Origin of the sequence: Parvimonas sp. M20 (genome assembly GCF_035282425.1) — a bacterium.
Taxonomy (GTDB): Bacteria; Bacillota; Clostridia; order Tissierellales; family Peptoniphilaceae; genus Parvimonas.
Genome location: NZ_JAYKBQ010000197.1, coordinates 1 through 264, shown reverse-complemented (window position 1 = coordinate 264; position 264 = coordinate 1). Strand labels below are relative to the sequence as shown.

Annotated in this window: 1 protein-coding gene; it reads right to left on the bottom strand. The window is 51.1% G+C overall.

Going from position 1 to position 264, the window contains the following annotated elements; genetic code table 11:
- Positions 1 to 264, bottom strand: a 264-nt coding sequence (locus VJI93_RS08955; RefSeq protein ID WP_324009349.1) for a hypothetical protein, incomplete at both ends; no start/stop codon positions are given.

The following is a 264-nucleotide window of genomic DNA, read 5'->3' as shown; positions in this document are numbered from 1 at the left end:
ATTTGACTTTATAACGATTATCGCCAACCGGATCGCCTAACGCCGACAGAGGGATCGTCAGCACATTTTTCACATCGGTGAGCTGAATATGCACTTGCGCAGTCATATCCAGCCGCAGCAAACCATTGGGGTTGGGGACTTCAAAACGGGCGTAATAGAAAATAGCGTCGTTAACCTTTTCCGGCGTCGGTAGTACATCCTTGATTTGCCCCTCGTAGCGCGTCAGTGGATCGCCAAGCACCGTAAACCAGGCTTTTTGCCCCG